The following is a 24,260-nucleotide window of genomic DNA, read 5'->3' as shown; positions in this document are numbered from 1 at the left end:
GCAATCTAAACGTACTATTTGCACTATCAGGCACGAGAAAAATTACCTTTGAATGAAATCAATGCAATCTAATCAGACAGTAGCACAAAAGTTTTGTGTTTACGAAATGAGAAAAACCCGCCCCCGGAAACTCCCATAAACCTTTGTAAAGGCGCTATTTGTTACCGCGCACCGAGATCCAATACGAGTCCGACCCACCTGACAGGTGGGCCGGGCGGTTACAGTAAACAAGTGTCAGTCGTACAGAACGGCGGCGATCTTCGGATCATCAATGTTGGACGCATCATAGTAGTAGAAACCCGTGTCGATCAGAGCCGGGACGTCCTCACCCTTCATCGCGGCAACCGCTGCCTTGACGGTTTCGTATCCAATCCCGACAGGGTTTTGGGTGATGGCGCCGGCCATCAGACCGCTCTTGATCGCGTCTTTCTGGGCTTTGCCACTATCGTACCCAATGATGACCAGACCTTGGGTGCCCAGTTCCTGCACACCGTTGACCACGCCGATAGCCGACCCTTCGTTTGTGCCGAAAATACCGTTCAGATCGGGGTTGGCCGTCAGAATTGCCTTGGTTACCTCGGTCGATTTGAGATGGTCGCCCTGCCCGTACTGCACGGTAACAACTTCAATGTCTGGGTACTTCTCGGCCATGCGGTTTACAAACCCATCACGGCGGTCGATTCCAGTGCGGCTGGTTTGGTCATGTGCGACCACAGCAACCTTACCTTTTCCGCCGATCTTCTCCGCCATTTTGTCGGCAGCCAACCCCGCCGCGGCCAGATTGTTCGTGGTGGCAGTTGAAACCGGGATGTCACTGTCGACACCACTGTCGAAAGCGATGATCGGAATACCTTTGTCGTTGGCCTGCTTCAGCAGCGGAATGGCCGCCTGGCTGTCAAGCGCGGCAAAGCCAATGGCTTTGGGGTTGTTGGCCAGCGCCGCTGCCAACATGTCAATCTGCCGGTCGACCATAGTCTCGTTGTCCGGCCCTTCGAAGGTGATGGTCACTCCGTATTCATCCGCTGCCTGCTCTGCTCCGGACTTCACCGCCTGCCAAAACTGGTGCTGAAACCCCTTGGACACCAGCGGGATATACACCTGTTCGGCCGTGGCCATGGAAGCGGGCACTGCCAGAGAGGCTGCGCTCAGCGCCCCCAGAATGAAACGACGTGTAAACATGATTTTCTCCTCCAGTTGGTCGTTTTTTATTCGATTCCTAAAATGATCAGCCGGTTTTCTTGCGTCGGGCCATGTCGGCGTAGACAGCCAGAATAATGATCGCGCCGGTCACAACGGTCTGCCATTCCTGGGCAACGGACAGAACGCGTAAGCCGTTGGTCAGCACCGCCATGATCAACGCACCGATCAGAGTACCCAGAATGGTGCCGCGCCCGCCGGACAGAGACGTACCCCCGATCACTACAGCGGCGATGGCTTCCAGTTCATACCCAAGACCCAGCGCAGGTTGGGCCGAGTTGAGGCGTGATGCGATCAGAATGCCTGCAATTCCGCAGATCGCTCCGGCCAGCGCATAAATCCGCATTTTCCACATGTCGGTGTTCACACCGGACAAACGCACAGCCTCTTCGTTCGACCCCAACGCAAAGGTGTAACGGCCCAGCACCGTTCGACCCAGAATGTACGAAGCGGCGATTGCCACCAGAAACAGGATCAACACCCCATTGGGGATCGGCAATGCCGGGAAGACTTCTCCGATCAGCGATCCGCGCGAGATCTGGTCAAAGCCGGGCGTGTCGTTGAAATAGATCGGCCGCGTGCCCGAGATCACAAGCGACAACCCCTTCAGGATCAGCATCATTCCCAACGTAGCAATGAACGGCGGGATCTTCATCTTGGCCACGAACGTGCCCGAGCACAGACCACAAAACGCACCCGCCGCGATGGCTGCCGCCACCCCCAGCAACAGCGGTAGTCCCAGATAGGTCAACGCAACGCCCGCAATGACGGCGCAGAACGTCATCAGAGTGCCCAACGACAGGTCGATACCACCTGTAATGATGATCAAGGTCGCCGCTACGGCCAACACTCCGTTGACTGACGTCGCCTGCAGAATGGCAATCATGTTCGAAGTCTGCATGAAGTTCGGCGACGCGATCGAGAAACCGATCAACAAAGCGATCAAACTGGCAAATGCCAGCAGCTTTTGATACGCGCCGCTTTCCGACAGACCTGCGAGGGGCTTCTTTTTGTCGATGTCCGTTGCTGTGGTCATTGCGTTGTCCCTGTTACCTGCATCGCAGCCTTGCGTTGGGTTGCCAGATGCATGATGTCTTCTTGAGTTGTGTCCTTACCCCCGGGGAGAATTCCGGTCAGGCGGCCCTCGCACATAACGGCGATGCGGTGGCTCAGACGCATTACTTCGGGCAGCTCCGATGAGATCACGATGATGGTTTTCCCCTGCTCGGCCAGTTCTTCGAGCAGCTTGTAGATTTCGGACTTCGCTCCCACATCGATGCCGCGTGTAGGTTCGTCGAAAATCAGGATGTCACAATCGCGCAAAAGCCACTTGGCAATGACGACCTTCTGCTGGTTGCCGCCGGAAAGCAGACGAACTTCCTGCGCGTCCGACGGCGTGCGGATACCTAGCTGCTTGATATAGCTCTTGGCAGTGGTGCTGATTTCGCCATCATTCAGAACACCTCCACTTCCGGTGAACATGTCCATCGAAGCCAGCGCGATGTTGTCCCGCACGTTCATCCCTGTCGCGAGGCCAAAATGCTTGCGATCCTCAGACAGATACCCGATCCCGGCCCGCACCGCATCCTTCGGCGATTTGATCGAGACTGGTTTGCCATGCACCCGAATATCGCCGCTGTCCTTCGGATCGGCGCCAAATATGGCCCGGGCCACCTCGGTGCGCCCTGCCCCCATCAAACCGGCAAAACCCAGAATTTCTCCCCGTTGAACCGAGAAGCTGACGTCGCTGATTTCCTTGCCCCGGGTTAGGCCAAAGATTTCCAGAGAAACTTCGGCATCGCCCAGATCAGGCACGTCCAACGGTTCCTCGTTGACCTCGCGCCCGACCATCATCGCAATGATCGTGCTGATTGGAGTTTCAGCGGCGTCAACCGTTCCGACATATTCGCCGTCGCGCATCACGGTCACGCGGTCCGCAATCTGCTTCAGCTCATCCATTTTGTGGCTGATGTAGACAATGCCCACACCCTCGGCCTTTAGACGCCGGATAATCACGAAAAGCTCTGCAATTTCAGCGTCGTTCAAAGCCGCAGTGGGCTCATCCATGATCAAAACCGTGGATTGATACGACAATGCCTTGGCGATCTCGACCATTTGCTGTTTCGCAATTGTCAGGCTTCCAACCAGAGTTTTGGGATCAAGGTTCAGATTCATCGACGCGAAAATCTCGGCCGTTCTGGCGTTCAGCGCGGCCTCATCCAGTCGCCCAAAACTCTTGCGGGGTTCGCGCCCAATAAAGATGTTCTGCGCAACCGTCAGATCGTTCATCAGGCTCAATTCCTGATGGATGATGCCAATACCCAGATCCTGCGCTTCGCGCGGAGTGGTTGGGCTGGCCGGTTTACCTTCGATCTCAAGATCACCACCGTCGCGCTGATAAATCCCGGACAGGATTTTCATCAACGTGCTTTTTCCAGCGCCGTTTTCGCCCATCAATGCGTGGACTTCACCGGCGTACAGATCGAATTGCACGGATTTCAGCGCGTGCACGCCGGGGAAGTGCTTATCAATCCCCGTCATGTCGACCAGCTTTTTCATTTCTCCTCCCATGTGCCCCTCTCCCCTTGGGCAGCGCGCGGGTTACATCACCGCGCCGATTTGCCAGGGCACGAATTCCACGCCCCCAAATCCAAGTTCCTCACTTTTTGTTTGCTCGCCGGAAGCGACGCGGATCAGAATTTCGAACAACTCCTCGCCTTTGGCTTCGATGCTGACACCATCGGTGACGATGTCGCCGCAGTTCAGGTCCATGTCGTCGGCCATCCGGGCGTACATTTCGGAATTAGTGGCCAGTTTGATGCAGGGTGTCGGCTGATAACCCGATACCGACCCGCGACCGGTGGTAAAGACGATCAGGTTCGCGCCCGAAGCCACCTGCCCCGTGACCGAACACGGGTCAAAGCCCGGGCTATCCATGAAAACGAATCCGTTTTTGTCGATCCGTTCGGCAAATTTGTACACGTCCCGCAAGGGCGCGGTGCCGCCTTTGGCGACAGCGCCCAGTGATTTCTCAAGGATGGTCGTCAACCCGCCGCGTTTGTTCCCCGGGCTTGGGTTGTTGTCCATTTCACCGCCGTTGCGCGCGGTGTAATCCTCCCACCACTGCACGCGCTCGATCAGCTTCTCGCCGACTTCTGGCGTTTCGGCGCGACGTGTCAGCAGGTGTTCTGCGCCGTAGATTTCCGACGTTTCGGACAGGATTGTTGTCCCGCCATGGCGCACCAGCAAATCTGATGCGTAGCCCAACGCCGGGTTGGCCGTGATCCCGGAATACCCATCCGAGCCGCCACACTGCATGCCAACCGTAAGCGCGCTGACTGGCGCGGTTGCGCGCGTGGCCTGATTTGCCAACTCGGCAATGCCGCGCAGCTCTTCCAAGCCGCGCTCGATTGTGCGACGTGTCCCGCCCTCATTCTGAATGGTCATGTATCGCAGCGCCCCATCCGGGCGGATCGGGCGGCCACCAACCAGATCAGCAACCTGCATGACTTCGCACCCCAGTCCAATCAACAGGATGCCCGCAAAATTCGGATGCTGCGCATAGCCCGCGAGGGTTCTGTACAACGTCTCGTACCCTTCATCCTTTGCGGCCATGCCACATCCGGTTCCGTGGACAATAGGCACGATACCGTCGACATTTGGAAAGGAAGAAAGAAGTCCCGATTTTTCGGCAGCCTCAGCGATAAAGCGCGCCACGGATCCGGAACAATTGACCGTCGTCAGGATACCAATGTAATTGCGCGTTCCGATCTTGCCGTCCGAACGGTGGTAGCCCTGGAAACTGCGGGCATTGTGGATTTCCGGCAGAGGTGCGTTGGCTGTGGCATGGGCATAATCCTGCTGGTGATCCCCCATGCCCAGATTGTGCACGTGGACATGTTCGCCTGGAACAATATCCGACTTGGCCTGCCCGATGACCTGACCATATCGAATGACGTTTTCACCTTGGGCGATCAGCGTCGTCGCAATCTTGTGGCCGCGCGACACCGCCCCAAGAAGCGGAGCCGAAAGGCAATCTGGATGCTCACCTGCCGTCAAATCACGCAGAGCGATGACGACATTGTCATCCGGATTCAGCCTGACCGTATCGCGCTGTGCGTCCTGAAGGACCTTGATTTGATCACGTGCTTGCATTGCTATCCCGCTTGCTTGCCCCGACAGCTACGTCGAAAACTACCCACTTGTCAACTAACATGTTAGAATGATAAACCAGCAACCATGAACCGACCTCAAGATATTGACGCAACCCGCCTGCCGGACATTTCCACTACCGAAGGGTCGCTGGCGCAGCGGGTTTACCAGTCAATCAAGCACGCCATTCTGGCCCTTGATTTCCCACCCGGCGCCAACCTAAGAAAAGCGCCCATTTGTGAACGTCTGGGCGTGTCGCGCGCACCCGTTTCCGAGGCCATTGCGCGATTGGCAGCCGATGGACTGGTCGATGTCGTCCCGCAATCCGGTACGCGCGTTTCCTACTTTTCGATGGCTGAAATCCGCGAGGGCGCGTTCCTTCGCGAAGCATTGGAGCTGGCGACGGTCGCGAAGGTTGCACGGGACCTTACTGAGGATCAGCGCAAAAAACTCAGCCGCAATATGCGCATGCAGGAGTTGCTGATCGAGGATGAAGATATCCCTGGCTTTTATCAGGCCGACGAAGATTTCCACGCCCTGCTTATGGATTTCACTGGATTTCTTCGACTGCCAGAGGTCGCTCAGACTGTTTCTCTGCAGGTCAGCCGGGCGCGGATGCTATTGCTGCCAACGCCGGGACGCGTTGCAGAGACACTGGCCGAACACCGGGCCATCTTTGAGGCGATCAGCCGCCACGACGAACAAGGCGCTCAGGATGCGATGCGCCATCACCTTGGTCAGTTGATGCCCCGTATCGAAGTCCTTCGGCAGGAAAAGCCGCAACTGTTCAATATCACCCCTAAGGACACGCGAGAGGCAGGATGACCGTTTCACAAACCGAGCTTTTGAACAGCCGCACACCCCGACCTGTGCCCCTGACCCGGATGGGTTTTGGCGGCGCACCTTTGGGGAACCTCTATCGCAAGGTGACTGATGAGGATGCCCAGGCCGCTTTGCATGCGGCGTACGGTGCTGGCATTCGCTTTTTTGACACGGCACCTCAGTACGGGTTGGGTCGGTCCGAACACCGGTTTGGCCAAGCCATCGCCCGTTTCGGGCGCGACAACATTCAGCTGTCAACCAAGATCGGACGGTTGTTGTTGGACTGCGAGCCGCATGAAATTACGCCCGAGGCATTTGTCGACGTGCCGCAGAAACGCATTGTATTCGACTACACCTATGACGGTGTCATGCGATCCTATGAGGCCAGCCGAGATCGGCTGGGTGTGACCAACGCCGACATCCTTCTGGTGCACGACGTCTGCGTGTTCAGTCAGGGCAGTCAGGAAATGTCGGACGCTAAAGTGCGCGAGTTGTTTGATGCCGGTGGCTACAAGGCGCTGGTCGAACTGCGTGACGCAGGTGAGATTGCCGCCATCGGCGCAGGGGTGAACGAATGGCAGGTTTGCGAACGGTTGCTTGGGCTGGGGGACTTCGATGGGTTCCTTTTGGCCGGGCGCTACACGCTGCTGGAACAGGCGGCATTGGACAGCTTTTTACCGCTTTGTAAAAAGCGGGATGTGGGGATCATCCTTGGTGGCCCCTATAACTCGGGCATTCTGGCGACCGGCGCAGTTCCGGGCGCCAAGTACAACTATTCCGATGCTCCGGAGGAGATTTTAGATCGCGTCCGCAAAATTGAAGCGGTCTGCAAATCGCATAAAACACCCCTGATTGCTGCGGCTCTGCAATTTGTTCTTGGGCATCCCAGCGTCAAGACAGTAGTGCCCGGTGCAGTCAATGCAACTGAGGTAAAGGCTAACGTCGCGCTTTTGGAACACAAGATTCCGCCGGGCCTTTGGTCAGATCTTCGGGGCGAAGGCCTGATCCGCCCCGATGCGCCACTGCCTCAGGAGGCGGCAAATGCTGCATAACTTAGACCCGATCCTTTCACCTGAACTGCTGTACGCATTGCGGGCAATGGGGCATGGAGACGAAATCGTGATTGCCGATGCGAACTTCCCGGGCTCCAGCTGCGGACCGGGCTGTATTCGCGCTGATGGCTCGACTGCCAGCGAAATCCTGCGGGCAATATTGTCCGTCATGCCTCTGGACACATTCGTTTCAGATCCGGCGCTGACTATGCAGATGGTCGAGGATCCGGATAACATTCCCGAGGCGGTTGCTGATTTTCAGAACATCATTAACCAAGTAGCTGACAACCCAGCACAGATACAGAGGGCGGAACGCTTTGGCTTTTACGAGCGCGCATCTAATGCCTTTGCCATCGTACAAACCGGCGAGCGCAGGCTTTACGGCAATATTATTCTCAAAAAAGGCGTCATTGGATGAGGATCGACGCCCATCAGCATTTCTGGGCTTTATCCCGTGGTGACTACGGCTGGCTAACACCGGAACTGGCCCCGATTTACCGCGACTTTGCACCCGATGATCTTGCGCCGCTGCTGGTAGCGGCCGGGATTGAGGGGTCAATTCTGGTCCAGGCCGCCCCAACAGTAGCCGAGACAGAATTCATGCTGTCGCTGGCGGATCACACCCCATTCATCAAAGGTGTCGTTGGATGGGCTGACTTCGAAGCCGCCGATGCCCCTACGCGGATTAGGAATTTGACCGCGCATCCGGCGCTGGTTGGGCTGCGACCTATGATTCAAGACATCGCCGATCCGGAATGGATGATCGGTGATGCTTTGACCCCAGCATTTGAAGCGATCCAACAACACGATTTGACATTTGACGCGCTGACGTTGCCTCAACATCTTGGCGCTCTGAGACAGCTTCTCACGCGTCATCCTCGGATGCGCGTTGTCATCGACCACGGGTCCAAACCCCTAATCCGCGATGGTTTGATCGATGGCTGGGCGGAGGACATGGCAGCGCTGGCCCGAGAGACAGACGCCTGGTGCAAACTGTCCGGATTGGTAACCGAAGCCGCCCCGGGCTGGACCCTTGAAGATCTGCGCCCATATGTCGACCACTTGCTAAACACATTCGCTCCGTCCCGCCTGATTTGGGGCAGTGACTGGCCGGTTTGCACGCTGGCCTGCACATACGAACGCTGGCTTGAAACCACTGATGCTTTGCTGCACGACTTGACCAAGCCTGAACGACAGGCGGTTTTGGGCGGCAACGCTGCCCGGGCCTATAAACTCAGGGATTGAAATGATTTATCCAAAACTGGACTGCGATGGGGTATGGCTCGGCCGCGTGGAACGTGCAGGAATAGGCCCCTGCGTTGTGACGCTGCGCGACGGTCAGGTTGTTGATATCACATCCAAGATTGCCCCGACCGTACGCGACGTCCTCGAACGAGAGGATGCTGCAGAGTTTATCCATAAAGTCGACGGAACCGAGATCGGTGGAGTCGATTCCGAGCACGATTGGCTGGCCCCTTGTGATTTGCAGGCCATCAAGGCGTGCGGCGTCACTTTCGCCGGGTCCATGGTCGAGCGGGTCATCGAAGAGAAAGCCGCCGGAGACCCCGGCAGGGCACAAGCAATCCGGGCCCGTATCGGGGACAAGATTGGTAGCAGCCTCTCAAACATTACTCCGGGTTCCGACGCCGCCGCACACGTCAAACAGGCCCTGATCGCGGAAGACCTGTGGAGCCAGTACCTTGAGGTCGGTATCGGACCGGATGCTGAAGTCTTCACAAAGGCGCAAGTCCTGTCTTCGGTCGGATTCGGCGCGGATGTCGGCCTGCACCCGATCTCAACCTGGAACAATCCTGAACCCGAGGTCGTTTTGGCCGTGACCTCAACGGGCGTGATCAAGGGCGCGACGCTGGGCAATGACGTCAACTTGCGAGATGTCGAGGGGCGCTCGGCGCTTTTGCTTGGCAAGGCCAAGGACAACAACGCATCCTGTGCCATCGGGCCCATGATCCGCTTGTTCGACGACACCTATACGCTTGAGGATGTGCGAACGGCCGAGTTGTCTCTGACCGTGACCGGAATGGATGGCTTTGTTCTGAGCGGGCATTCCTCAATGTCGCAAATCAGCCGCGATCCAGCTGATCTGGTCACGCAAACAATTGGACGACATCATCAATACCCGGACGGGCTCATGCTGTTTTTGGGAACCCTCTTCGCACCGACACAAGACCGGGATACTGCGGGCGGTGGGTTTACTCACAAACTGGGCGACATCGTCACGATTGCAAACGATAAACTGGGCACACTCACAAACAATGTGCGCCTTTCAACGGAATGTCCCGAATGGCGGTTCGGGGTTTCTCATCTTATGCGAAACCTGGCTCAACGCGGCCTGCTTTAAGAAAGAACGAAGATGTTAATCGGAAAACACCTGATCGCCGGTGAATGGGTTGAAGGTGACACCACATTTACCTCTGCACCTGCGCATGGGTCATGCCACGACTTCGCAACCGGGACCGCGGCGCATGTCGACGCCGCTGTGCAGGCTGCTGAAGAGGCCTTTGTCACATACGGTTGGTCCTCGCGTACTGAAAGGGCCGCGTTGCTGCGCAAAATCGCAGAGGAGATTGACACTCGCGGCGACGCGATCACCGAGATCGGCAGTCAGGAAACAGGTCTTCCCGAGGCCCGCCTCCAAGGCGAACGCGGACGCACCGTCGGCCAGTTGCGCCTGTTCGCCGACTACATCGAAAAAGGCGATTACCTCGACCAACGCCACGATCCCGCGATGCCCGACCGCGCGCCACTGCCCCGGCCGGATTTGCGCATGATCCAGCGACCTCTCGGTCCGGTCGCCGTGTTTGGCGCATCGAATTTCCCGCTGGCCTTTTCGGTTGCGGGTGGGGACACGGCCGCGGCCCTGGCTGCGGGCTGCCCGGTGGTGGTGAAAGGCCACCCGGCCCATCCCGGAACCGGAGAAATCGTCGCGCAAGCCATCGATGCGGCCCTGAAGGCAACTGGCACGCCTGCGGGCGTGTTCTCATTGATTCAAAGCGATGGGATCGAAGTCGGAACCGCCTTGGCCCGCCACCCCTTGATCCGGGCAGTGGGATTCACCGGATCTCAGCGGGCTGGCCGCGCTCTGTTTGATCTATGCGCCGCTCGCCCCGAGCCAATCCCGTTTTTCGGAGAGCTGGGCTCGGTGAACCCCATGTTCCTGCTACCCGCGGCGTTGTCCGAACGCGCAGCAGATATCGGGAAGGGTTGGGCGGGATCCCTCACCATGGGCGCAGGGCAGTTCTGCACCAACCCCGGAATTGCGGTCGTCATAGACGGGCCGGACGCAGATGCATTTCAATCCGCTACGCAAGGAGCATTGGAACAGGTAGACGGGCAAACCATGCTGACCGATGGGATCTCGGATGCTTATCGACGAGGCGTTGCTCAAGCCGCGGCGCAATCCGATGTCGCGCAGATTGTGGTCAAGGACAGTGCCTCGCGCGGTGCAGCTCCAAATCTGTTTGTGGTCTCGGGTGACGATTGGCTGGGCAACGCCGCCCTGCATGAAGAGGTCTTTGGACCGATGGGTATCATCGTCAGGGTCCGCGATGCCGACCAAATGCTGCAGCTTGCCCGCTCTATCGAAGGGCAACTGACCTGCACGTTACATCTGGCGGACGATGACGCAGCACTGGCCCGGCAACTGGTTCCGGTGCTGGAGCGCAAAGCAGGAAGGTTGCTGGCCAACGGCTTTCCAACCGGGGTGGAGGTTTGCGACAGCATGGTTCACGGAGGTCCCTACCCGGCCTCAACGAATTTTGGCGCGACCTCGGTTGGAACGCTTTCAATCCGGCGGTTTCTGCGCCCCGTTTGTTATCAGGACATCCCGGCAGGCTTGCTGCCGGAACAGGAGTGAGGCCGCACATGACATCCCCGGAAAACACAGGTCGCTTGACCGGCAAAACGGCGTTGATCACGGCAGCCGGGCAAGGGATCGGCCGCGCTACGGCCGAACTGTTTGCCGCCGAGGGCGCCAAGGTCATTGCAAGCGACATAAACTCAGATGCTTTGGCCAAGCTGGAGAATATTGAAGGCATAACAACACTGAAACTGAACGTTACTGACGCTGAAGCGGTCCAGGCCGCGGCGGCGGACCTGCCTGCGCTGGATGTGCTGTTCAATTGTGCTGGCTATGTGGCAAACGGATCTGTTCTGGACTGCGAGGAGCGTGATTGGGACTTTAGTTTCGATCTCAACGTGAAGGCCATGTACCGCCTGACCCGACTGACGCTGCCTGCGATGTTGGCCAATGGTGGCGGGTCGATCATCAACATGTCTTCGGTGGCGTCATCGATGAAAGGCGTGCCGAACCGGTTTGCCTATTGCGCCTCTAAGGCGGCAGTAATCGGACTGACCAAATCGATCGCAGCGGATTTTGTGACCCAGGGCGTTCGTTGCAACGCGATCTGTCCAGGCACAGTCGACAGCCCAAGCTTACATGACCGGTTGCGAGCCACTGGTGACTACGAACAGGCCATGACGGATTTCATTGCGCGCCAACCGATGGGACGGATCGGCACGGCTGAGGAAATCGCAGAATTGGCGCTGTATCTGGCCAGCGACGCAAGCAAGTACACATCGGGACAGCCCTTTGCCATTGATGGCGGCTGGACAATCTGAGCAGGAAGGAAAACGCAATGAAACTGCTACGTTATGGCCCCAAGGGCGCTGAAAAACCCGGTGTATTGGTTGCGGATGGTGCAATTCGTGATTTGTCAGGTGTGGTCGATGACATCGCGGGCGATACGCTGAGTGACGAAACGCTTGCACGTTTGAATTCATTGGACGTTGCAAACCTTCCTTTGGTGGACGGCGACCCCCGCATTGGCCCTTGCGTGGGCAAAGTCGGCAAGTTCGTCTGCATCGGTCTGAACTACGCCGATCATGCTGCCGAAAGCGGGATGGAATTGCCCGAGGAACCAGTGATCTTTTTCAAGGCGACATCTGCCATTGTTGGCCCAAATGACAAGGTTGAAATCCCGCGCGGGTCGGTCAAAACCGACTGGGAAGTTGAATTGGGCGTGGTTATTGGAAAAGAGGCCAAGTATGTCTCTGAAGCCGACGCCATGGATCATGTAGCAGGATACTGCGTCATAAACGATCTGTCTGAGCGCGATTTCCAACTGCACCGCTCGGGCCAATGGGTCAAAGGGAAATCGGCAGATACGTTCGGCCCGATCGGTCCGTGGCTCGTCACTCGGGACGAGGTGCCTGATCCGCAAAACCTGCCGATGTACCTTGAAGTGAACGGCCACCGCTATCAGGACGGTTCGACCAAAACGATGCATTTTGGCGTCGCGACCGTGATTTCTCACTTGTCGCAATTTATGTCGCTTCAACCGGGTGACGTGATTTCAACCGGGACACCGCCGGGGGTTGGCATGGGGCAAGATCCGCAAACCTACCTGAAGCCCGGTGACCGAATGGAACTGGGCATCGAAGGGTTGGGCGTTCAGCGTCAGGATGTTGTGCAGGGGTGACCTGCACTCTACCGCCAAAAGGAGTTATCCCGGCCAGGGCAGCGAGTAAGTTTTGACGTTGGTGAAGAACTTCATCGCTTCGATGACACCTTCCTTGACGCCATTGCCGCTGTCCTTGATGCCGCCAAAGGGGGACATTTCGATCCGATAGCCCGGTTGCTCCCAGATATTGCAAGTGCCCACGTTCAGGCCGTTGATGTAAGCTATCGCACGGTTGAGGTCGTTGGTGCACACGCCCGCAGACAAACCAAACGCTGTTCCGTTCGAGATTTCCATAACTCGTGTATCGTCATCCGGAACACGGACGATGGGCACGATAGGGCCAAAAGTCTCTTCCATGACCAGTTCGCTGTCATGGGGCACTTTGTCGATCACAATCGGAGGCAATAATGCGCCTTTCCGGCCAGGATGGTAAAGGATCTCTGCGCCCATTTCAGCAGCCATGAACACGCGCTTTTCGAATAATTCTGCAGCTTGCTCGTGGATAACGCACCCCAGCTGCGTTTCCGGATCCTGAGGGTCTCCGAACCGGATCGCTTTCGCTTTTTCCAGAACCAGCGGCACAAACTTCTCGGCAACGCTTTCCTGCACCAGAATGCGCTTGATCGCAGTACATCGTTGTCCTGAATTTCCGGTGGCACCTGCCACGGCTATGGCGGCGGCCTGCTCAAGATCATCGTCGCTCAGGTCGTTGAGAACGATCAGAGGATCATTCCCGCCTAACTCCAAAGCTTGCCGTTTGTAGCCTGCTTTGGACGCGATCATCTTGCCCACCGGAACCCCGCCGGTGAAGGTAATGATGTCGATGTTTTCATTGGTGATCATCTCATCGCCAATGTCCTGCGGCCAACCGGTGACGACCTGAAACATCTCGGGCGGCAGCCCTGCCTCGTACAGGATGTCGGCCAGCGTCAGCGCCGTGAGCGGGGTCAGCTCAGTGGGCTTGCACACCATGCAATTGTTGGTCGCAATCGACGGCGCAATCTTGTGACTGACCATATTTAAGGGATGGTTGAACGGTGTGATCGCGCTGATCGCTTTGACTGGCTCGCGTTTGGTGAAAATCTTACGCTCTTTGCCATTATGTGTCAGATCGCACGAGAAAATCTCACCGTCATCCTTCAACGCTTCTGCGGCGGCAAATTGGAACACGTCCTGCGCGCGCTTGGTTTCATAAATCGAATGCTGGCGGCAAATGCCCAGTTCCAGCGTCAGCCACTTCGCAAGATACTCACGTTTTTCGCCGATCAGTTCACCGGCGCGTTGCAGGATTTGGCTGCGCTCAAAGCGGGTTAGTTTGGAGGAATAACTCGCTGCAATCTCAAAGGCTTTACGCGCGTGTTCGGCGGTGCCGGCAGGCACTGTGCCGACGACTTCGTTTGTATAGGGGTAATGCACCGGAACGGTGGCTTCGGTAAAGACGATCTCTCCACCAATGCGCATGCCTTCGTTGCGGATATCGGATGTGTTCATTGTACCGTCCATTTTCAAAGGGCCGCCGCTGTGGTCCCGTAGTAGAATGCATCGAAATTGCGCAGCTTTGGTTGCGATGGCAAATCGATCACGCGGTTAACGATAAAGGGAACTTCCTGCTCGGTCTCGCCACCATGGCTACGCAGAGGTTCATCCAGCGCAGCCAGATCGTGCCGATCTTCGGAGGTGCCGATACAGGTGTTTTCGCCTGAAACCATAACAATAACTCCGATCCGATCGCCGGGCAATTCAAACGGCATCGCCAACTTGTTTGCGCGCCCTTAACTGGTTTCGCGTCACGCGTGAAGATACCGTACAAGACGCCGCGCTTGAAGTGCTTTCGTTTTCCGCGTGAGATCATTGTTTATGCCGCTTGGGTATACCACCGCTTTGCGCTCAGCACCGCCGATGTTGGATATCTGCCAGGTGAGCGCGGAGTTTCGGCAAGCCGTGAAGCTATCCGACAATGGGTCAACCGCTTTGGCCGCCAATTCGCAAATTGCATCACGCGAGACCGGCCAAGGGTGGCCGATAAATGGCATTTGGATGAAGTGGTCATCCCGATCAACGGTCGGAAATGCTGGTTCTGGCAGGCGGTGGATGCGAACGGAGATGCCCTTGATATTCTCGCCCAACCACGGCGGAATGCCAAGACAGCCCGACGTTTTCTTAAGCGGTTGATTTCCCAATTCGGCGCACCCCGTGTCATGATCGCGGACAAGTTGCGCAGCTATATCAAGCCGATCCGCAATCTTGCGCCCGGCGCGGAACGCCGAGCACATAAAGGGGTAAACAGTCGGATTAAAGGATCACACAGACCCACTCGAAAGCGTGAGAAGATGATGGGCGCTTCAAACCGCCCAACCAAGCACAAAGGTTCCTTACGGCTCACGATCAGATCAACACCGTCTTTCGCCCCCGCCGTCATCATCTCTCCGCCGTCTCATTCCGTCACGCCAGAACCGATGCTTTTGGCCTCTGGAACGGTTACGCCCTCGAAGTGACCGCTTGGCGGACGCAGATCAGCCCGTTTTCAGGCGCGCAGACAAGCCGGCAATGTCCAGCTAGGCACTACTTCGTTGATGTTCCAGTTTAGTTGGCGAGCTCTGATAAAGCGCGGGCAGCCATGTCCGGATCGGCGAAACAGGTGAAAACATCGCTGAGTTTAGCGCGAATTTGTTCAACCCGTTCCGGCCCGTATCGGTCTGCGCGATAACTCATCATGACCCGGATGCCACGTTTGTCGCCCACCGTTTCCTCAAGCACTTCGAACTGAAGGCCCAGCAGAGTTTCGGATTTGTCCGGGTCGATTTGCCGGAACGCGATATCCTGGCCCTGCGCGCCTTTAAGTCTTCCATTCAGTTTGTTCTGTGCGTGAATTTGAATGAACGCTTCGAACATCGTTTCCATCGCTGGTGCTTCGCCACCGGTCAGTCGACGACCAACCAGATCCAGTGGGATTTCGCTATGCGGCAGCGACTCGGCGACTTCATCCCGAACGGTCTGGATCAGCGATGCCGCGCTTGTATCTGCGGCGATCTGGACCCGGTGAGCAACGACGGTTGTAAAGTAACCGACTGTGTCAAAAAACTCGGCCCGATTGCGCCCCGATGCCGACGTTCCGATGACCAGGTCTTGTTGTCCACTCAGGTGGCTCAAGCTCGTGGCAACGGCGGCGTAGACAACATTGAAAAGCGATGCTTCTTGTTCTTTGGCCAGGGAATACAACCCTTCGGCAACGTCGGGGTCCAACACCAGTTCAACCCACCCACCTTTCGGGGACCGTGGGGCGTCTTCGTCGATATCTTGCGGGAACAACGGTATAGCGCGTGGCGCCCCTGTAAGTCTGTCTGACCAATAAGACACATGTTCTTCATTAAGTCCCGCATCATTCTGAATTTGTGTGAATCGGTGGAAGGGCACTGGCTCTGTAGACCACTCTGGTGCCCGCCCTTCGGCACGGCAGCGATATGCGATGGCCAGTTCATCCATCAACAGGTTGACCGACCATTCATCCAGCACGACGTGGTGAAACAACATCGACAGTATTTGTTCATCGCTGTCAGGATCCGTCACGAACCGCAGCCGCAACGGTAGTTCGCGACCGAGGTCAAAGACATAATGAGCCTCGGCATGGCGGTCCGTTTCGCGGCTGTCCTCGCTGGACCAGAACCAACGATAATCGTCCAACTGATCGACAGGAACTACTTGATGTACCGGCTCTCCGTTTTCATCAGAATGAAGCGCGCGCAGGATTGGATGCCGTTCCATCAGATCGCGGAAGGCCTGGTGAATTACCTGTTCATCCACGCGGTCCAGAAACCGCAATGCGAATGGAATGTTGAAGATCGCGCCCTTGCCAAAAGCAGCGTAAGCGCGCCACAGCGATTGCTGTGCAAGAGAAAGCGGAAACGGCCCCTGATCCTTGTCATCTTCCCTGAACCGGGGCTCGACCATCGGTTCGGCCTCTACTCGATGCGCCCTTTCGGCCAACCGTCTGGCCGAGGCATGGCTGAACAGATCGGCGAACCGGATTTCCAGCCCGTGCTGGCTCAGCAAGCGGCCAATGACCCGGGTCGCGACAAGTGAGTGACCGCCGTGGTCAAAAAAGTCGTCATCCTCACTCATATCCGGGCTGGCCAGAGCATCACGGAACTCTGCCAGGATGGTTTGTGCAACCTCGTCGGAGGAGGCCGACTTGGGTCTATCGAGCTGCGCTGAACTTGTCCCAACTTCGGGGATCGGCTGCCGCCCCTGAAGAATAGCGACCAGGCGCTCAAGAATAATGGTGCCAGCACTGTCCGAGATCGTGCGGCCGGTGATAAGTTCGATGGTCAGCCTCTGCACGTCATCCAATCGCACGCCCAACGTCAAGTCAGGCAACAGCGCGGTCGTCGGCAAGAGTAAGGGTTTACAATGATCTCCGCCCAAGACCATGCCGGCTGGCTGTTTGGGCCGCGTTGCGATCGCAATCGGGGCCGCTGTTGCAGCTTCGGTTGTGGCCATGTCCGGAGATGCCATGCCAATGCGGAGGCTTTCATCATCATCAATAGCGCTGCGCCAATTCAGGGGTAACCGCGGCGAGGACGCGGCGGCGTGACCAAGATCGAATGCAGCGGCACCTTGGGTCAGATAGTCGATTGTCACATCCTGTTTGTCACTCATTTGACACAGCATGCGCAGCAGGATGTTCGTGATCCGGGCCAATTGCGCAGTTTCATCTTGATGGTTCCCGATCATCAGCGGCGCCGAGGAAATCGGCAGCGATATTTGATGATGATGCGCCAACGCACCGCGCCAGACATCGCTTAGACGCGGTTCAGTTGCCGTTGATGAAACCCCGGTAATCCGCATGTCGGATTGCAGACGCAGCCAGTCCAGCGGCGACTCTGCGTCACTTTCGTCAATCGTGCCGACGGAGACAGGCGCATTAAGGGCCGCTGCAGCGGCCACAAAGTCCCGGTCGTCGTAAATCGCCGAGATAGCGTCGAAGAGCACTGAAAACGGCAACGCATCTTCGGATACCCGGTGCCGCAGAATTGCCAGTACACGGAGATCGGCACCCAGCAGCAATCGCGCTGCGACCGGAGGTTGCTGGCTCAGGTCCCATTCCGCAGATTGCGCGCGCAACAGGGTGTCGGACAGCGCATTCGCGTCTCCGACGTGGTCGCAAGCGATCGGTATCTGGCCAAGCGGTGATTTCACAAGCTGCCCACTGTCGTCAAAAAGATAGCCAAACCCGGCTTCAGGCAGCAGATCCGCCAGATTCCGGAGCGCGCCTAACAAACGTTGAGTATCGACGGTTTCCGGCAATTCAACGGCCGCGACCTGAACCAGAGTTTCCTCCGGGCATTGCTGTTGGCGCAGCCAGATATGCTCTTGGTGGGCGGTTGGTTCCTTTAACGCCGCTGAGGCATCAAGCTGATGGTGTTCTACTCGGTTGAGCAGATCCTGAGATTCATGTGGCATGGGGGGTCTCGTTGATTAAGTACGAAAATGGTCAAACGCGCCGGACGAAGGCAAATGAGCGACGCAGGGGTCTGATAGATGTACGGATTGTTGGGTGCGGCCTTGGGTCGCCAACCTATGCATTTGGTGGGGGCTGTTCTTCCCGCTACGCGGGAGGGTCTCGGCCGCAAACATTGGACCGGGAAATCCACTGAATAAGAGCATACTTTGCTGATCCATAGATGCGCCGCGTGAAGCGACCGGACAACATGGCCCGCGGGCCATGCCTGCCAGAGATTCGGCCTTGCCGTGAATCAGCTGGGTCTGGCAGATTGAGCGGAACTTAAAAACGCGCGCAATTGGTTGTCAAGCAATGTCGGGGCGCTGGGAAAATTCGGCCCATCTGGTCGTTCCGGTTGCTTTAGCGACCGCATACCCGGCCTCTGCCAAAGCGCCGTCCGCGCTGGGGCCAATTGTGCTGCCCAAGTCGGCAACGATGGTCATCGCACAAACGATCTCATTTTGCGCATCGAAAACCGGCACGGCCTGCCCGGTCACTTCGGTTATCAGGTGGCTGCTCAATTCCGCCAGACCCGATGATCGTATGTCCTGAAGCACCTCGCGGCGCGGCGGCTTGCCCCGCGTTCTGGATGGTTGATTGCGACGCGCGACCTTAACCATTGCGGGCGGGAGGAATGCCTGAAACGCCAGACCACAGGCCGAGTTGTCGATGGGCAGCACATCCCCCAGGCTTAGCGAACTGATCGAAAAGTACGCGCCGCGATACCACCGAACTACGGTAGGGCCGCGTTCTGTCCAAACGACCACTCCTGCGCTGGCGGCAACGCGGCCTGCAAGCTCTTTCATTTGCCGCGCCGCGACCTCAATCGGGTCCAGACGTTGTAGCGCGGCAAGGCCGATGCCAAGTGCCGCTGGTCCAAGGTCATAGTGACCTGTTCCGGCCTCCTGCGTCGCGAGACCTTCCTGTTGCAGCGAACTCAGATATCTATGAGCGGTCGAACTGCCCGTTTCAGCGCGCCGCGCTATTTCACCAAGCGCCAGCGGACCTTCGGAGTTTGCCAGTATGGAAAGAAATCTCGCCGCGATCGACACCGATTGGATCGTGCCTTTTCGCGAGGGTCCGGACTCCGATGTTTTGTCCTGAGTGCGACCAAATTTCCGGTTCGTCATTCCTTGCTGGGTCCTTTGTTCGGGTGACTTGCACGTTGGGTCGGCAAAACAGATGCGTCAAGAATCCCCGTCCGATCCACATGGAGTTGATTGCGTCTATTTGGCACAATCTTGGGGCTGTGTATCACTTTGGATTCTTATTGCAATGCGGAATACATTCTGCCATGTGGAAGGCTCTGGTGGTAGTTCGACTCGCCAGTCCGCGCCAGATTCCGACGCGGACAGCCATGCAGAAACCGGCCAAACAATTCATCGACTGCAGCAAGTCTCAACCAGCCGGACAGTCCAAAAATAAAGGGACAGAAGAATGAAACCGCGCACATTCGGGCGGCTGTTAAGTCGTGCGAGCATTGCCGCTCTGGCAACGTGCTCAAGCGTGTCAGCGCAGGCTCAGGAGAGTTCGGAGCCGACCGAAGACACAGAAGTTTTCGAACTTCAGGATATCATCATCACTGGTGAGAAGGTGGATCGGACCATCCGAGAAACCGCAAGTTCGGTCTCGGTGATAACTTCCGAAGATCTGGAAGCAAAGCCTTCCGTGGCCGATGTGCGTGAAGCAGTCGAAGGCACGCCGAACGTGATCTACCCGGCAACAGTCGGCGCGCCGGTTATCCGGGGTCAGGAAGCACAGGGTCCAAACACCGGGGCTGGTGCGTTCTTTGGCGGCACCGTTCCCCGCGCGACTGTAAATCTGGACGGTCACTACCTGAGCTACAACGAGCTGGTCTTTGGTGCCAACTCGGTTTGGGATGTGGGAACGATTGAGGTGTTCCGCGGCCCGCAGACAACGTCGCAGGGTGCAAACAGCATCGCCGGTGCAATTATCGTCAACACTAAAGATCCGACCTTCTATAAAGAAGGCGCCGCGCAGTTGCAGTTCGGCAGTGATAACAGGAAACGGGCGTCATTGGCTTACTCAGCGCCGCTTTCCGAGCAGTTCGCGGCCAGAATCGCGCTGGATTACTACTCGCGGGATACGTTCATCGACTATACTAACCCGCGTTTCGCACACGGCGCTACCAATCAGGATTTTGAAAGCAAGAATGCGCGTGTGAAATTCCTTTGGTCGCCGACGGATATCCCCGGCCTGACGGCGAAATTCACCTATTCGTACACCGATACCAATCGCCCGACCACCGAAGCCGCCGACTCGCCGTTCAACGAGCCGATCAGCACCACGGCAAGCAACCCCAGCTGGGGGCAGCGCACCAACACCGCGATCGCCGATATCGGCTACGAATTCGCAAACGGCATAGCGATCGTTAATCAGCTTCAGTACACTGATCTTGATGTGGACCGCGTCTCGGAACCCGCGAATTTCGGTTCAGCCCAGATTGATCAAACCAATCTGTCAAACGAACTGCGGCTGACATTCGGATCCGAAAAGTCCGCCATCGATGGTGTAGTTGGCATCTATGCGGCCAGAACGGATTCCGATGAAGCCTTGCAGTTACGCGGAGATTCGATCTTTGACGACCGCAAAGACAACCTGGGTATCTTCACCGACATCACTTACAGGTTCGCTGAGCGGTGGTCGCTGACTGGGGGGCTGCGGTTCCAACAAGATAAGATCAAGCGCACTGGCACATCTAACCTTGCAAGGGATGCACTGGATTACAACGAGACCTTTTCCGACTGGTTGCCCAGACTTTCGCTTGCGTATGATATCACCGACACAGCTACTGTCGGCGCTTTGATCAGCAAGGGTTACAATCCCGGCGGCGTTTCCCTGAACTTCCGTTCCGGCGAATATGTCCCGTTCGAAAAAGAAACCGTCTGGAACTATGAACTGTTCGGTCGTGCACAACTGCTGGACAACAGCCTGTTCCTGACCGGTAACCTGTTCTACAGCGACTTTACGGACGCACAGCGCTTTGTTGTTGTCTCCATTCCCGGTCTTGTCGGCCAGGCGATGACCGTTAACGCGGAAAAAGCCAAGTCTTATGGTCTTGAGGTTGGTCTGGATTATCGCCCCATCGATACGTTGCGTCTGACCGGTGGTCTGGGTTTGCTGCGCACCGAAGTGACCGAATTCACCTCAGCCTCGGTTGATTTTCTGGGCAACGAGTTCAGCAACTCACCAAGCTATATGCTGACGCTGGGGGCCGATTGGGACTTTGCGCCTGACTGGACCCTGGGTGGTACGGTTCGCTTCACCGACGGGTATTTCTCGACCGACGACAACGACCCACAGCTGGCCGTCAGCAGCTACACCGTTGCCGATCTGCGGCTCAGCTACCGCCCCCGTGACGACATCGAAGTCTTTGGCTACGTCAACAACCTGTTCGACGAGCGTGGGCCGACCCTCAAGAGGACCAACCGAACTATCGGCGGCGTCGAAGGTGAGCTTCTTGAGCCTCGTTACTTCGGTTTCGGCGTACGAAAAACCTTCTGATTGTAAGCGATCGGAATGGGCCATGTCTCAGGGACTTAGCCCATTCTGCTTTAGGCTCAGGACCGATTGACTTTGGGCAGTTGCGCGGTTCACGGCTCAAAAAACCGTCCGGTCAGCCTGTCTGATCTTCTCTGGGGCATTGCCGACTTGTTTGCACGCGTCTGAAAACGGGTTCATCTGCGTCCGTCAGGCGGTCACTTCGAGGGCGTAACCGTTCCAGAGGCCAAAGGCATCGGTTCTGGCGTGACGGTATGAGACGGCGGGGCGAAAGACGGTGTTGATCTGATCGTGAGCCGTAAGGAACCTTTGTGCTTGGTTTGGCGATTTGAAGCGCCTCATCATCTTCTCACGCTGTCGAGTGGGTCTGTGTGATCCTTCAATCCGACGGTTCCTGATCGACGGCGCGGTACAGGTAGAGCCGAATACCGGTAATTTTCACGATCACGTTTCGGCAGACCATTTCGATTTTGAGTACGCCCGCATTCGCTGAACCCGTTTCCGCCGGATTTCTGGCGCGAACACCGGACCAAATCGGTACCACCAGAACCGTACTGTTTCATGGCTAACCTCAACCCTGCGATCATGCAGCATGTCGTCCACGTTTCGAAGTGAAGAAAGAAACCGAACGGACAGAATGACGGCCAGACGAACAACCTCGGGACTGGTTTTGAACCACTTGAATGGTGATCGCTTATTCATGCGCCGAGGCTACGGAAGCCCCCTGCCAGTCTCAACAGAACCCCTTCTGACAAGGCCCGCGCCAGGGTCATTTAGCAAACCGAACGACGCGGTGGTGAAAAAGTTCGAAGGGACCATGTTGAGCGAAGCTTTGCTGATCGCCCCAATTCCTTCGGCGGATTTTCGGCATTCTGAAGTGTTCGTGTTAAACTAGAGTTTCAAACTTTTGTTAAACCAGCAGCCTGCACCGCGACGTCTGCACAAAGAACTCTATGCGGCTGTCTGAACGAGTGCACGCTTGAAGCCGCAATTGTTTTTGCAAGGCTTGCCCCTTGCCCCAAAATTAATTTTGGAACCAGAAATATGGATACGCTGGCGACCATTAAGGGGGAAAGTAAGTGGGTGAACGAGTTGCGGGCATATCTTCCCAAGGTTGCTCGCTGTCAGGCCCCGGTCCTGATTACGGGCGAAACGGGAACGGGCAAGGAACGGATCGCGCAGGCGATACATGATCTGAGTCCGCGTCAGAGCCAGGAGTTCGTGACAGTCAACTGCGCCGCCCTGCCCGAGGGTTTGGTCGAATCCGAACTTTTTGGACACGAACGTGGGGCTTTTACCGGGGCCGTGGGGTGCTACGAGGGCCGTGCTGCGCAAGCGCATCGAGGCACGTTGTTTCTGGACGAGATCGGGGAACTAAGTCTGTTGGGTCAGGCAAAAATTTTGCGCTTTTTGGAAACCGGACAAGTTGACAGGATCGGCGCGACACGTGAAATCCTGGTCGATGTCAGGATTGTCGCCGCAACAAATCAGCTGCTTGAAGACCTGGTGGCGTCGAACCGCTTCCGTGCGGATTTGTATTATCGGCTGAATGTTGCGCGGATCGAGGTTGAACCACTGCGCATGCGGCCCGATGACATCCGGGTTCTGGCCGAGAGCTTTATCGCAGAGCTGAACGCGCGAGACGGACGCAGGGTGAGTGGGCCGGACCGGCAACTGGCGCGGCTTTTTGAAACCTATGACTGGCCGGGCAACGTGCGGGAATTGCGCAATGTGATCGAAGCAGTGTTCATTGATCCGCCGGTAGGTGAGGTGAGGGTGGCGGATTTGCCGCCGGTGTTCCGGGCCCTGGTCTCGGGCCATCGCCGGGTGATCTCGACCGAAAAAGACGATCTGATCGAGGCGCTGAACCGCACCCAATGGAACAAGGCAGAAGCGGCGCGGCTTCTAAACATGTCGCGGATGAGCGTCTATCGGAAGATCGAAAAGTACCGGATCGCACGCAGCCCGTTGACCCCGGGCGAACGCTGATCATCCGACAACTCTAATTGACCCGCGTGTCACAGAAGCCATGTCACAATGTGACGGTGGGTTGTGACACATGTGACAGCCGAAGATCGTCTAAGCCATTGATGATGCTGGGGTAGGCCCGTGGCACGTTTCTTGCATGTATAGGGGTAACAGCGGGAGACTTGCCGATGGCTGACGGTCTTACGCCTGCAGGAGACGGGCGCACCCTGATCGCAGGATATGCCAACTATTTTGAAGTTGGGCACAATCCTTACGAATTCCTGATCGATTTCGGTCAGGTGGACCCCCAACGAGGCTCGGCCACGGTCAACAGCCGTCTGGCCCTTGGTCCGACACATGCAAAGCTGCTGATGCGGATGCTCAAACGGGCCGTTGAGCAGTTCGAACGTGATTTCGGAGCCATCGCGGACGTCCATGAAGACGACCCGCTGGCCTCGATCCTGGACATCTCCCCTGAATTTGAACGCCGGGCGGAAGCCGCCAGAAGTAAGCCCCGATCCCGCCGGTCCGACACTTTCCCAGACGATCCCAACGACAGGTGACCCT

At 57.0% G+C, this 24,260-nt stretch carries 19 protein-coding genes and 2 pseudogenes; 12 read left to right on the top strand and 9 right to left on the bottom strand.

Going from position 1 to position 24,260, the window contains the following annotated elements; genetic code table 11:
• Positions 1-234: 234 nt before the first annotated feature.
• The 4 genes from MHN28_RS09375 to MHN28_RS09360 are packed head-to-tail and all read right to left on the bottom strand — an operon-like array spanning position 235 to position 5,352.
• A complete protein-coding gene (locus MHN28_RS09375; RefSeq protein ID WP_239338304.1) occupies positions 235-1,179 on the bottom strand; it encodes an ABC transporter substrate-binding protein in 945 nt (314 codons plus the stop codon).
• Positions 1,180-1,225: 46 nt separating this feature from the next.
• Positions 1,226-2,233, bottom strand: coding sequence for an ABC transporter permease (locus tag MHN28_RS09370; protein WP_239338302.1), 1,008 nt, complete (start codon positions 2,231-2,233; stop codon positions 1,226-1,228).
• The gene (locus MHN28_RS09365; protein WP_239338300.1) at positions 2,230-3,768 is read right to left on the bottom strand and encodes a sugar ABC transporter ATP-binding protein; all 1,539 of its coding nucleotides are present in this window, start codon (positions 3,766-3,768) and stop codon (positions 2,230-2,232) included. Before MHN28_RS09365 ends, MHN28_RS09370 begins: the two co-directional genes overlap by 4 nt.
• A 30-nt stretch (positions 3,769-3,798) precedes the next feature.
• Positions 3,799-5,352 carry a UxaA family hydrolase gene (locus MHN28_RS09360; protein ID WP_239338298.1) on the bottom strand — a complete coding sequence of 518 codons (1,554 nt, stop codon included), beginning with the start codon at positions 5,350-5,352 and terminating at the stop codon, positions 3,799-3,801.
• Positions 5,353-5,436: 84 nt separating this feature from the next.
• On the opposite strand from MHN28_RS09360, the gene MHN28_RS09355 reads away from it, so the two are divergent.
• The 8 genes from MHN28_RS09355 to MHN28_RS09320 are packed head-to-tail and all read left to right on the top strand — an operon-like array spanning position 5,437 to position 12,721.
• Positions 5,437-6,174: a GntR family transcriptional regulator gene (locus MHN28_RS09355; protein WP_239338296.1), complete on the top strand. Its 738-nt coding sequence runs from the start codon at positions 5,437-5,439 to the stop codon at positions 6,172-6,174.
• Positions 6,171-7,223, top strand: coding sequence for an aldo/keto reductase (locus MHN28_RS09350; protein WP_239338294.1), 1,053 nt, complete (start codon positions 6,171-6,173; stop codon positions 7,221-7,223). Before MHN28_RS09355 ends, MHN28_RS09350 begins: the two co-directional genes overlap by 4 nt.
• A complete protein-coding gene (locus MHN28_RS09345) occupies positions 7,213-7,641 on the top strand; it encodes an RbsD/FucU family protein (protein WP_239338292.1) in 429 nt (142 codons plus the stop codon). Before MHN28_RS09350 ends, MHN28_RS09345 begins: the two co-directional genes overlap by 11 nt.
• Positions 7,638-8,468, top strand: coding sequence for an amidohydrolase (locus MHN28_RS09340; RefSeq protein WP_239338290.1), 831 nt, complete (start codon positions 7,638-7,640; stop codon positions 8,466-8,468). Before MHN28_RS09345 ends, MHN28_RS09340 begins: the two co-directional genes overlap by 4 nt.
• A gap of 1 nt (position 8,469) precedes the next feature.
• Positions 8,470-9,582 (top strand): fumarylacetoacetate hydrolase family protein, encoded by a 1,113-nt coding sequence (locus tag MHN28_RS09335; protein ID WP_239338288.1) that lies wholly within the window; start codon positions 8,470-8,472, stop codon positions 9,580-9,582.
• A gap of 12 nt (positions 9,583-9,594) precedes the next feature.
• Positions 9,595-11,097 carry an aldehyde dehydrogenase (NADP(+)) gene (locus MHN28_RS09330; RefSeq protein ID WP_239338286.1) on the top strand — a complete coding sequence of 501 codons (1,503 nt, stop codon included), beginning with the start codon at positions 9,595-9,597 and terminating at the stop codon, positions 11,095-11,097.
• An 8-nt stretch (positions 11,098-11,105) separates the two neighbouring features.
• Positions 11,106-11,861, top strand: a complete 756-nt coding sequence (locus MHN28_RS09325; protein WP_239338284.1) for an SDR family oxidoreductase — start codon at positions 11,106-11,108, stop codon at positions 11,859-11,861.
• 17 nt (positions 11,862-11,878) lie between these two features.
• Positions 11,879-12,721 (top strand): fumarylacetoacetate hydrolase family protein, encoded by an 843-nt coding sequence (locus MHN28_RS09320; RefSeq protein ID WP_239338282.1) that lies wholly within the window; start codon positions 11,879-11,881, stop codon positions 12,719-12,721.
• A gap of 24 nt (positions 12,722-12,745) precedes the next feature.
• On the opposite strand, the gene phnY is transcribed toward MHN28_RS09320, so the two are convergent.
• Both phnY and MHN28_RS09310 read right to left on the bottom strand, forming a co-directional pair.
• Positions 12,746-14,194 carry a phosphonoacetaldehyde dehydrogenase gene (gene phnY, locus MHN28_RS09315; RefSeq protein ID WP_239338280.1) on the bottom strand — a complete coding sequence of 483 codons (1,449 nt, stop codon included), beginning with the start codon at positions 14,192-14,194 and terminating at the stop codon, positions 12,746-12,748.
• Between the two features lie 14 nt (positions 14,195-14,208).
• Positions 14,209-14,412 carry a hypothetical protein gene (locus MHN28_RS09310; RefSeq protein WP_239338278.1) on the bottom strand — a complete coding sequence of 68 codons (204 nt, stop codon included), beginning with the start codon at positions 14,410-14,412 and terminating at the stop codon, positions 14,209-14,211.
• An 84-nt stretch (positions 14,413-14,496) separates the two neighbouring features.
• On the opposite strand from MHN28_RS09310, the pseudogene MHN28_RS09305 reads away from it, so the two are divergent.
• Positions 14,497-15,203, top strand: a pseudogene (locus tag MHN28_RS09305) (IS6 family transposase); the annotation flags it as partial.
• Positions 15,204-15,286: 83 nt separating this feature from the next.
• Here MHN28_RS09305 and MHN28_RS09300 read toward each other — a convergent pair.
• Complete coding sequence (locus MHN28_RS09300) at positions 15,287-18,163, bottom strand: condensation domain-containing protein (protein ID WP_239338276.1); 2,877 nt, start codon at positions 18,161-18,163, stop codon at positions 15,287-15,289.
• A gap of 345 nt (positions 18,164-18,508) precedes the next feature.
• Entirely contained in the window at positions 18,509-19,333 is an 825-nt protein-coding gene (locus MHN28_RS09295) for an IclR family transcriptional regulator (RefSeq protein WP_239338274.1), read from the bottom strand.
• Positions 19,334-19,640: 307 nt separating this feature from the next.
• On the opposite strand from MHN28_RS09295, the gene MHN28_RS09290 reads away from it, so the two are divergent.
• Positions 19,641-21,728: a TonB-dependent receptor gene (locus tag MHN28_RS09290; RefSeq protein ID WP_239338272.1), complete on the top strand. Its 2,088-nt coding sequence runs from the start codon at positions 19,641-19,643 to the stop codon at positions 21,726-21,728.
• A gap of 186 nt (positions 21,729-21,914) precedes the next feature.
• Here the strand turns inward: MHN28_RS09290 and MHN28_RS24985 are convergent.
• Positions 21,915-22,427: pseudogene (locus tag MHN28_RS24985) on the bottom strand (hypothetical protein).
• A 342-nt stretch (positions 22,428-22,769) separates the two neighbouring features.
• Here MHN28_RS24985 and MHN28_RS09275 point away from each other — a divergent pair.
• On the top strand, positions 22,770-23,714 hold the full coding sequence (locus tag MHN28_RS09275; protein ID WP_239338268.1) for a sigma-54-dependent Fis family transcriptional regulator: 945 nt from the start codon (positions 22,770-22,772) through the stop codon (positions 23,712-23,714).
• Between the two features lie 167 nt (positions 23,715-23,881).
• The gene (locus MHN28_RS09270; RefSeq protein WP_239338266.1) at positions 23,882-24,256 is read left to right on the top strand and encodes a DUF3467 domain-containing protein; all 375 of its coding nucleotides are present in this window, start codon (positions 23,882-23,884) and stop codon (positions 24,254-24,256) included.
• Positions 24,257-24,260: the final 4 nt, after the last annotated feature.

The sequence above is a fragment of the Ruegeria sp. Ofav3-42 genome (assembly GCF_022347725.1).
Classification (GTDB): domain Bacteria; phylum Pseudomonadota; class Alphaproteobacteria; order Rhodobacterales; family Rhodobacteraceae; genus Ruegeria.
This window is presented reverse-complemented; position numbering and strand designations above follow the sequence as displayed.